Source organism: Methylobacterium sp. WL69 (assembly GCF_008039485.1).
Taxonomy (GTDB): domain Bacteria; phylum Pseudomonadota; class Alphaproteobacteria; order Rhizobiales; family Beijerinckiaceae; genus Methylobacterium.
In genome coordinates this window covers 38,735-46,931 of record NZ_VRUZ01000027.1, presented here as the reverse complement: position 1 = coordinate 46,931, position 8,197 = coordinate 38,735, and the positions used below count along the sequence as shown (strand labels likewise).

General features: G+C 67.3%; 9 protein-coding genes and 1 tRNA gene. All 10 read left to right on the top strand.

Going from position 1 to position 8,197, the window contains the following annotated elements; genetic code table 11:
• Positions 1–3: 3 nt before the first annotated feature.
• The 10 genes from tuf (at position 4) to rplL (ending at position 8,031) form a co-directional block, all read left to right on the top strand.
• Complete coding sequence (tuf, locus tag FV218_RS10195; RefSeq protein WP_147709611.1) at positions 4–1,194, top strand: elongation factor Tu; 1,191 nt, start codon at positions 4–6, stop codon at positions 1,192–1,194.
• Positions 1,195–1,468: 274 nt separating this feature from the next.
• Complete coding sequence (locus FV218_RS10190; RefSeq protein ID WP_187273018.1) at positions 1,469–1,846, top strand: hypothetical protein; 378 nt, start codon at positions 1,469–1,471, stop codon at positions 1,844–1,846.
• Positions 1,847–2,070: 224 nt separating this feature from the next.
• Positions 2,071–2,147: transfer RNA gene (locus FV218_RS10185), tRNA-Trp, on the top strand.
• A gap of 231 nt (positions 2,148–2,378) precedes the next feature.
• Complete coding sequence (gene secE / locus FV218_RS10180) at positions 2,379–2,684, top strand: preprotein translocase subunit SecE (protein ID WP_056092058.1); 306 nt, start codon at positions 2,379–2,381, stop codon at positions 2,682–2,684.
• Positions 2,685–2,743: 59 nt separating this feature from the next.
• Positions 2,744–3,277, top strand: a complete 534-nt coding sequence (nusG, locus tag FV218_RS10175) for a transcription termination/antitermination protein NusG (RefSeq protein WP_056092062.1) — start codon at positions 2,744–2,746, stop codon at positions 3,275–3,277.
• A 224-nt stretch (positions 3,278–3,501) separates the two neighbouring features.
• On the top strand, positions 3,502–3,954 hold the full coding sequence (rplK, locus tag FV218_RS10170; protein WP_056092066.1) for a 50S ribosomal protein L11: 453 nt from the start codon (positions 3,502–3,504) through the stop codon (positions 3,952–3,954).
• A gap of 12 nt (positions 3,955–3,966) precedes the next feature.
• Entirely contained in the window at positions 3,967–4,665 is a 699-nt protein-coding gene (gene rplA, locus FV218_RS10165; protein WP_056092068.1) for a 50S ribosomal protein L1, read from the top strand.
• A 221-nt stretch (positions 4,666–4,886) separates the two neighbouring features.
• Positions 4,887–6,512 carry a B12-binding domain-containing radical SAM protein gene (locus tag FV218_RS10160; protein ID WP_056092070.1) on the top strand — a complete coding sequence of 542 codons (1,626 nt, stop codon included), beginning with the start codon at positions 4,887–4,889 and terminating at the stop codon, positions 6,510–6,512.
• Positions 6,513–7,071: 559 nt separating this feature from the next.
• Positions 7,072–7,602, top strand: a complete 531-nt coding sequence (gene rplJ, locus FV218_RS10155) for a 50S ribosomal protein L10 (protein ID WP_056092073.1) — start codon at positions 7,072–7,074, stop codon at positions 7,600–7,602.
• A 57-nt stretch (positions 7,603–7,659) separates the two neighbouring features.
• On the top strand, positions 7,660–8,031 hold the full coding sequence (gene rplL, locus FV218_RS10150) for a 50S ribosomal protein L7/L12 (protein ID WP_056092074.1): 372 nt from the start codon (positions 7,660–7,662) through the stop codon (positions 8,029–8,031).
• Positions 8,032–8,197: the final 166 nt, after the last annotated feature.

The window sequence follows — 8,197 nt, the reverse complement described above, 5'->3', positions numbered from 1 at the left end:
ACGATGGCCAAAGAGAAATTCGCTCGTACGAAGCCGCACTGCAACATCGGCACGATCGGTCACGTGGACCACGGCAAGACGTCGCTGACGGCGGCGATCACGAAGGTCCTGGCCGAGACGGGCGGGGCGACGTTCACGGCCTACGACCAGATCGACAAGGCGCCGGAGGAGAAGGCCCGCGGCATCACCATCTCGACGGCCCACGTCGAGTACGAGACCGCCAACCGCCACTACGCCCACGTCGACTGCCCCGGCCACGCCGACTACGTGAAGAACATGATCACGGGTGCCGCCCAGATGGACGGCGCGATCCTGGTGGTGTCGGCTGCCGACGGCCCGATGCCGCAGACCCGCGAGCACATCCTGCTCGCCCGCCAGGTCGGCGTGCCGGCCCTCGTCGTGTTCCTCAACAAGGTCGACCTCGTCGACGACGAGGAGCTCCTCGAGCTCGTCGAGATGGAGGTGCGCGAGCTCCTCTCCAAGTACGACTTCCCCGGCGACGACATCCCGATCACCAAGGGTTCGGCCAAGGTCGCCCTCGACAACGGCGACGCCAAGGTCGGCCACGACGCCGTCATCGCCCTGATGAAGACCGTGGACGACTACATCCCGCAGCCGGAGCGTCCCATCGACAAGCCGTTCCTGATGCCCATCGAGGACGTGTTCTCGATCTCGGGCCGCGGCACGGTGGTGACGGGTCGCGTCGAGCGCGGCATCGTCAAGGTCGGCGAGACCGTGGAGATCGTCGGCATCCGCGACACCCAGACCACCACGGTCACGGGCGTCGAGATGTTCCGCAAGCTCCTCGACCAGGGCCAGGCCGGCGACAACGTCGGCGTGCTCCTGCGCGGCACCAAGCGCGAGGACGTCGAGCGCGGCCAGGTCGTGTGCAAGCCCGGCTCGGTCAAGCCCCACACCAAGTTCAAGGCCGAGGCCTACATCCTCACCAAGGAAGAGGGCGGCCGCCACACCCCGTTCTTCACCAACTACCGCCCGCAATTCTACTTCCGCACCACGGACGTGACCGGCGTGTGCGTCCTCCCCGAGGGCACCGAGATGGTGATGCCGGGCGACAGCGTGACCATGGACGTCACCCTCATCGTGCCCGTCGCCATGGAAGAGAAGCTGCGCTTCGCCATCCGTGAAGGCGGACGCACCGTCGGCGCCGGCGTCGTCGCCGCCATCAACGAGTAGTCTTCCGTCCGGCGCGGCCCCGCCGCGCCGGGTCGTCGTTCCGTCGACCCCATAAGGCCTGATTCCATGAGGCCCGCGCTCCGTCTTGACGGCGCGCGGGCCTTGGCGTTTCATAACCCTGAGTTGTGGATCGGGGGGCTGATTCGTGGATGGACCCTCGAATTCCCTCACCCGGCGACGCTTCGCGGCGGCAGGAATTGCAACTCTCGCGGGCATCGTCCCGGACCGCGCGGGTGGCGACGATCTGCACAGCGGCGTCCTCTGGGACGAAGTCGTGGAAATCCTGCGCAGCGACGTCCCGGATGTCGCGGTCACCCTCGACGCCGACCCGAGGCAGATCCGCATCGGCCCCCTGTTCCTCGACAACCTGGATGCCCAGGTCGCCGGCCCGACGGGCGCGGAGCCGATGGTCCCCATGGTAATGGACCAGATCCGCGAGGGCCTCGGCACGCCCAGCATCGTCGTCGCGGTCCCCACCCGGGACGTCCTCATCGCCTGGACACCCGACAGTGAGGCCAAGCAGTCACTCGCCCGGACCGTGGTCGATTACATGCATCGCGGTCCCTACAGCCGCAGCACGGAGCTTTTCGCTTACTACGCGGCCGGCGTACGTCCACTTACCCCGTTCGAACTCTCTCAGCACGGCCGCTAGGACATCGGTCCGAAAGGTGGGCATGGGCTTTCGGGAAAAGGCCGATGCCAAAACAAGGACCGAGGGCATCGTCCGGGATACCGTGTTCCGGACGATGATCGGGGGGAGGGGTGAAGGGCCGGGTTCGCCCGCCGGCCCCGACAGTTCGGACGCCGGATTTTGCCGGCTTCGGCACCTCACCCCCTTGCGCGGGACCCGAGGATCGGGCAAGGAGCGCTGCGCCTAGGAGTGTAGCTCAACTGGTCAGAGCGCCGGTCTCCAAAACCGGAGGTTGCGGGTTCGAGTCCCTCCACTCCTGCCACTTGGCGGCTGCTCCAAGTCAAGACCACGTCGCGACATCCCCCATCTGGCCGCTTCTCGGCAAGGCTGGACTTCCCCGCGAGTCGTTGCCCGGTGCAGTCGACAAGCACGGGGACTTGCGCTAGAGCGGTCGCCTTCCGAGATCGATGAAGGCCGTCGCGGCAGGCTTGGTTCCAGGCCCACGCATCGCGCTTTCCCGATCCCCGGACCGTTCTCCCTGTTTGTTGGCGCCATGGCATCGAACGAAGCATCGAAGAAAACGGACCTCGCGCGCACCCCGCAGCGCGGTTCCGTCACGCCGGGTCCGGCCCGGGCGACGCCCCCCGTGCGGCCCGCGCCGAAGCGCGTCGGCCCCGTGGAGTTCCTGGGCCAGGTCCGCGACGAGGGCCGCAAGGTCACGTGGCCGACCCGCAAGGAGACCGTGGTCACCACCGTGATGGTGTTCATCATGGTGGTCGCCGCGAGCCTGTTCTTTACCGTGGTCGATCAGGCCATGCGTTACCTCGTGACCCTGATCCTCGGGGTCGGGACCAACTAGTTTCTCGGTCCGGGCGCGCTTTCGCGACCGGCCGACCGACGTCAGGATTTGGTGAGAACGTGTCGAAGCGCTGGTACATCGTCCACGCCTACTCGAATTTCGAGAACAAGGTCGCGCAATCCATCAAGGATCAGGCGGCCCAGCGTGGCCTGATGGAGCTGTTCGACGAGGTCATGGTCCCGACCGAGAAGGTCGTCGAGGTCCGCCGCGGCCGCAAGGTCGATGCCGAGCGCAAGTTCTTCCCCGGCTACGTCCTGGTGAAGTGCGACCTGACCGACGAGGTCTACCACCTCATCAAGAACACCCCCAAGGTCACCGGCTTCCTCGGGGCCGACAAGTCGAAGCCCGTGCCGATCCCGGATTCGGAGGCCGAGCGCATCAAGGGCCAGGTCGCCGAGGGCGTCGATCGCCCCAAACCCTCGATCTCCTTCGAGATCGGCGAGACCGTGCGCGTCTCCGACGGCCCGTTCGCGTCGTTCAACGGCACCGTGGAAGAGATCGACGAGAGCCGCTCGCGCCTCAAGGTCGCCGTGTCGATCTTCGGCCGCGCCACCCCGGTGGAACTCGAATACGCCCAGGTCGAGAAGCTCTAGTTTCGCGATCTTCGATGAATCAACGTTGATTCGTCCGTCCCTTTCCCGATCGGCGTCACGCCGGTCGTGAGAACGCCGTGGGTGGCAAAGCCCCCTCGGCATCACACGCGGAAGGTCCGCCCGGTTCGCCGCCGGGGTCCACGGGCCGCACCGCGACCTGCAACCGCCCGCTCCATCCGCGCTGAGGCCAGCCGGGTGCCGGGCATTCTTTGGGAGCAGTCCCTATGGCAAAGAAGATCACGGGCTACGTGAAGCTTCAGGTTCCGGCCGGCGCCGCGAACCCGTCGCCGCCCATCGGCCCCGCGCTCGGTCAGCGCGGCCTCAACATCATGGAATTCTGCAAGGCCTTCAACGCGAAGACCTCGCAGATCGAGAAGGGCACCCCGATCCCGGTCGTGATCACGGCCTACCAGGATCGCTCCTTCACCTTCGAGATGAAGCAGCCCCCGGTGACCTTCTTCCTGAAGAAGGCCGCCGGCCTGAAGATCGGCAAGAAGCCGGCTTCCGGCTCCAAGACCCCGGGCAAGCCCGGCTCGAACGTCGGCAAGGTCACCGAGGCACAGCTGCGCGAGATCGCCGAGCGCAAGATGCCCGACCTGAACTGCGATTCGGTGGATGCCGCCGTCGCGATGATCCGTGGCTCCGCGCGGGCCATGGGTCTCGACATCGTCGCTTAAGGGGAGGGCACCATGGCACACGAAGGCAAGCGCATCCGCGCCGCCCGCGAGGGCATCGACGCGCTCAAGCTCTACACCATCGACGAGGCGATCCAGCTCGTTAAGGAGAAGGCCAGCGCCAAGTTCGACGAGACCGTCGAGGTCTCCATGAACCTCGGCGTCGACCCGCGCCATGCCGACCAGATGGTCCGCGGCGTCTGCAACCTGCCCAACGGCTCCGGCCGGACGGTGCGGGTCGCGGTGTTCGCCCGCGGCGCCAAGGCCGACGAGGCCCGCGAAGCCGGCGCCGACATCGTCGGTGCCGAGGACCTCCTCGAGATCGTCCAGGGCGGCAAGATCGAGTTCGATCGCTGCATCGCCACCCCGGACCTGATGCCCCTCGTCGGCCGTCTCGGCAAGGTGCTGGGCCCGCGCGGCCTGATGCCGAACCCGAAGGTCGGCACCGTCACCATGGACGTGAAGTCCGCGGTGGCCGGCGCCAAGGGCGGTTCGGTCGAGTTCCGCGTCGAGAAGGCCGGCATCGTCCATGCCGGCATCGGCAAGGTCTCGTTCGACGCCGACAAGCTCGTCGAGAACATCAAGGCGTTCGCCGACGCGGTCTCCAAGGCCAAGCCCGCCGGCGCCAAGGGCCAGTACGTCCAGCGCGTCGCCGTGACCTCCTCCATGGGTCCGGGCGTCAAGGTCGAGCCCTCGACGGTTCTGCCGGCCTAGCGCCCGCAGCCCCGCCCGCACGTCTGGAAACGCCCGGCCCCACGGCCGGGCGTTTTCGTTTGGGGGGGCCCACGCAGGCGCCGGGCGGTCGGGGTTCGGGTGACGCACCGTTCAAACCCCCGTGAACGCATCGGATACCGCCTGCGGGCCCGCAAACGCCGCTTGAGAAATCGACAGGCGAGGGGGACGCCTTCGCGGATGCGTGTGCTAGATACGCAGCCATGCGATGCACCCTCTCCGTCTCCTCCAAGCGACGCATCCTGTGCGTCTTCCCCGCCTACACGCCGTCCTTCGGGACGTTCGCGCACGCCTATCCGTTGATGGGCGGCGTCAAGGCGTTCATGCCGCCCCAGGGGCTGCTGCTCATCGCGGCGTACATGCCCGAGACCTGGGAGTACCGGTTCGTCGACGAGAACATCAAGCGGGCCGGGCCGGACGACTTCGCCTGGGCCGACGCGGTGTTCGTGTCGGGCATGCACATCCAGGCGCCGCAGATCCGCGACATCTACGCGCGGGCGCACGCCGCCGGTAAGGTCACGGCGCTGGGCGGACCCTCGGTGTCGGGCTCGCCCGAGCAGTACCCCGAGTTCGACTACCTCCATGTCGGCGAGATCGGCGACGCCACCGACGAGCTCGTGGCGATCCTCGACCGCGACGTGTCGATCCCGGCGGCCCAGGTGCGCCTGGAGACGAAGGAGCGCCTGCCGCTCTCCGACTTCCCGGCGCCGGCCTACGAGGCCGCCCCGCTCAAGCGCTACCTCATCGGCTCCCTGCAGTTCTCGTCGGGCTGCCCGTATCGCTGCGAGTTCTGCGACATCCCGCAGCTCTACGGCCGCCAGCCCCGCCTGAAGAGCCCCGAGCAGATGCTGGGCGAGCTCGACGCCATCATCTCCCAGCCCGGCCACCCGGCGGTGGTGTACTTCGTCGACGACAACTTCATCGGCAACCGCAAGGCGACGAAGGACATGCTGCCCCACCTCGTGGCGTGGCAGAAGAAGAACCACTACCCGCTTCAGTTCGCCTGCGAGGCGACCCTGAACATGGCGAAGCAGCCCGACATCCTCGAGCTCATGCGCCAGGCCAACTTCATGACCGTCTTCGTCGGCATCGAGACGCCGGAGGAGGACGCGCTCGCCGGCATCGACAAGAAGCACAACGCCGCCGTGCCCATGTACGAGGCCATCGAGACCCTCAACAGCTTCGGCCTGGAGGTCACCTCGGGCATCATCCTCGGCCTCGACACTGAGACCGACGGTTCGGAGCAGAAGCTCATCGACTTCGTCGACAAGTCGGCGGTGCCGGTGCTGACCATGAACCTGCTGCAGGCCCTGCCCAAGACGCCCCTATGGGACCGCCTGACCCGCGAGGGCCGGCTGCTGCACGACGCGTCCCTCGAATCCAACGTCCTGTTCAAGCGCCCCCACGACGACGTGGTGGCGAGCTGGCGCCGGGCCATCGCCCACGCGTACGAGCCGGCCCACCTGTTCGAGCGCTTCAAGTATCAGGTCGAGCGGACCTACCCGCACCGGATCAAGACCCCGCTGAAGGGCAAGCTTACCCGGACCAACCTGCGCCGCGGCCTCATCCTCGGCTTCAACATCGCCCTCCGGGTCGGCGTGCTGTCGGATTACCGCGGCGTGTTCTGGAAGGCGGCGGGCCACGCCCTCCGGCGCGGGCAGATCGAGGCGGTGTTCAACATGGGCTTCGTCGCCCACCACCTCATCCGCTTCACCCGCGAGGCCCTGCGCGGCGAGCACAACGCCTCGTTCTACGCGGCCAAGGCCGACCAGGCGAAGGAAGTGCGCACCCCGTGGTGGCAGGCCGCGCGCCGGTTCCTGCCGACGTAGCGACGGCGTTCCCACGGAGCGGAACGGCCCCTCCCGCCACGCGGGCGGGGCCCAAACCCCGTCAAGGAAAATCGTCGCCTGCGACGGAATAGTCATGCGGGGGGCCTTGGCAGGCCGCTTGCAAGGTTCTATAGACCGCGCTCAACGTTTTCATACACGAGAAAGGAATCGGCCGATCGGTCGGTTTCGACTTGAGAGATCGCCTGGGCAACCAGGTGGTGATGGCCGGAAGGCTTTGAGGGGGCCAACACCCGCTCAGGCTTCGTCCGGCCATGTCCTGTCCGAGACTGCAGGCGCCGGGTCCCCGGCTTAATTTCCCAGCCTGCACAGACGGGGAAGACCGAAATTCAAGTCCCTGCTCCGGACGCTCAGGCGGACGGGACGGGGCATCGGTTTGAACCATCTCACCCGTGCCGTCCACCCATCCGGGGGATCGCAGGGGACAGGGCCGTGAAGCGTCGTCCAGGACGTTCCGGCTTTTCGTGGCCGAGTACCGTCCCGGGCGGCATGTGCAACCGGCGGACCCATTCTCGGGTTCCGCCAACCGGAGAGAGCCCCAGTGGACAGGACAGCCAAAGCTGATCTCGTCTCGACGCTCAACGGCGTGTTCGCGAACACGTCCGTCGTCGTCGTGGCCCACTACAAGGGCCTCACGGTCGCCGACATGCAGAAGCTGCGCTCGCAGATGAAGCTCGCCGGTGCCACCGTGAAGGTCACCAAGAACCGCCTCGCCAACATCGCTCTCGATGGCACGGACGTCGCCTCCATCAAGCCCCTCCTGAAGGGCCCGACCCTGCTCGCCTATTCGAGCGATCCGGTCGCGGCCGCCAAGGTGGCGGTGGACTTCGCCAAGGGGAACGACAAGCTCGTGATCCTCGGCGGTGCCATGGGCACGACAGCCCTGAACCCGGACGGCGTGAAGGCCCTGGCCTCGCTCCCGTCCCTCGACGAACTGCGCGCCAAGATCGTGGGCCTCATCCAGGCTCCCGCGACCAAGATCGCCCAGGTTGTCAGCGCACCGGCGGCCAAGCTCGCCCGCGTGTTCGGAGCCTATGCCACGAAGGACGAGGCCCAGGACGAAGCGGCCTGACGCCGCATCGTCCTCCCAAACCCATCCGTTCAAACCGATCTCTGAAGGAAACCAACCATGGCTGATCTCGCCAAGCTCGTCGACGACCTGTCCTCGCTGACCGTTCTCGAGGCCGCCGACCTCGCCAAGCTGCTCGAAGAGAAGTGGGGCGTCTCGGCCGCCGCTGCCGTCGCCGTCGCCGGCCCCGCCGCCGGTCCGGCCGCCGTCGTCGAGGAGCAGACCGAGTTCACGGTCATGCTCACCGCCGCCGGCGACAAGAAGATCGAGGTCATCAAGGAGGTCCGCGCGATCACCGGCCTCGGCCTCAAGGAAGCCAAGGACCTCGTCGAGGGCGCCCCGAAGGCCGTCAAGGAGTCCGTCAACAAGGAAGAGGCCGAGAAGCTCAAGGCTCAGCTCGAGAAGGCTGGCGCCAAGGTCGAGCTCAAGTAAGACTCTTCCCCGTGGGCCGCTCCAGGCCCACCCTCTCCGTCGGGTCCTCCGGGACCTGACGGCACCGAAGGCCCGCGGGTTCGCGCCCGTGGGCTAAGGTCGCTTCCGGCGACACGACCGGCCCGGCGACGGGCCACCAGATTTTCAGTTCGGGAGGGCGGCGTCC

Coding starts and splice junctions, on each gene's coding strand:
- secE (WP_056092058.1), top strand. CDS start 2,379: ATGGCATCGAACGAAGCATCGAAGAAAACGGACCTCGCGCGCACCCCG.
- tuf (WP_147709611.1), top strand. CDS start 4: ATGGCCAAAGAGAAATTCGCTCGTACGAAGCCGCACTGCAACATCGGC.
- rplL (WP_056092074.1), top strand. CDS start 7,660: ATGGCTGATCTCGCCAAGCTCGTCGACGACCTGTCCTCGCTGACCGTT.
- FV218_RS10160 (WP_056092070.1), top strand. CDS start 4,887: ATGCGATGCACCCTCTCCGTCTCCTCCAAGCGACGCATCCTGTGCGTC.
- rplK (WP_056092066.1), top strand. CDS start 3,502: ATGGCAAAGAAGATCACGGGCTACGTGAAGCTTCAGGTTCCGGCCGGC.
- rplA (WP_056092068.1), top strand. CDS start 3,967: ATGGCACACGAAGGCAAGCGCATCCGCGCCGCCCGCGAGGGCATCGAC.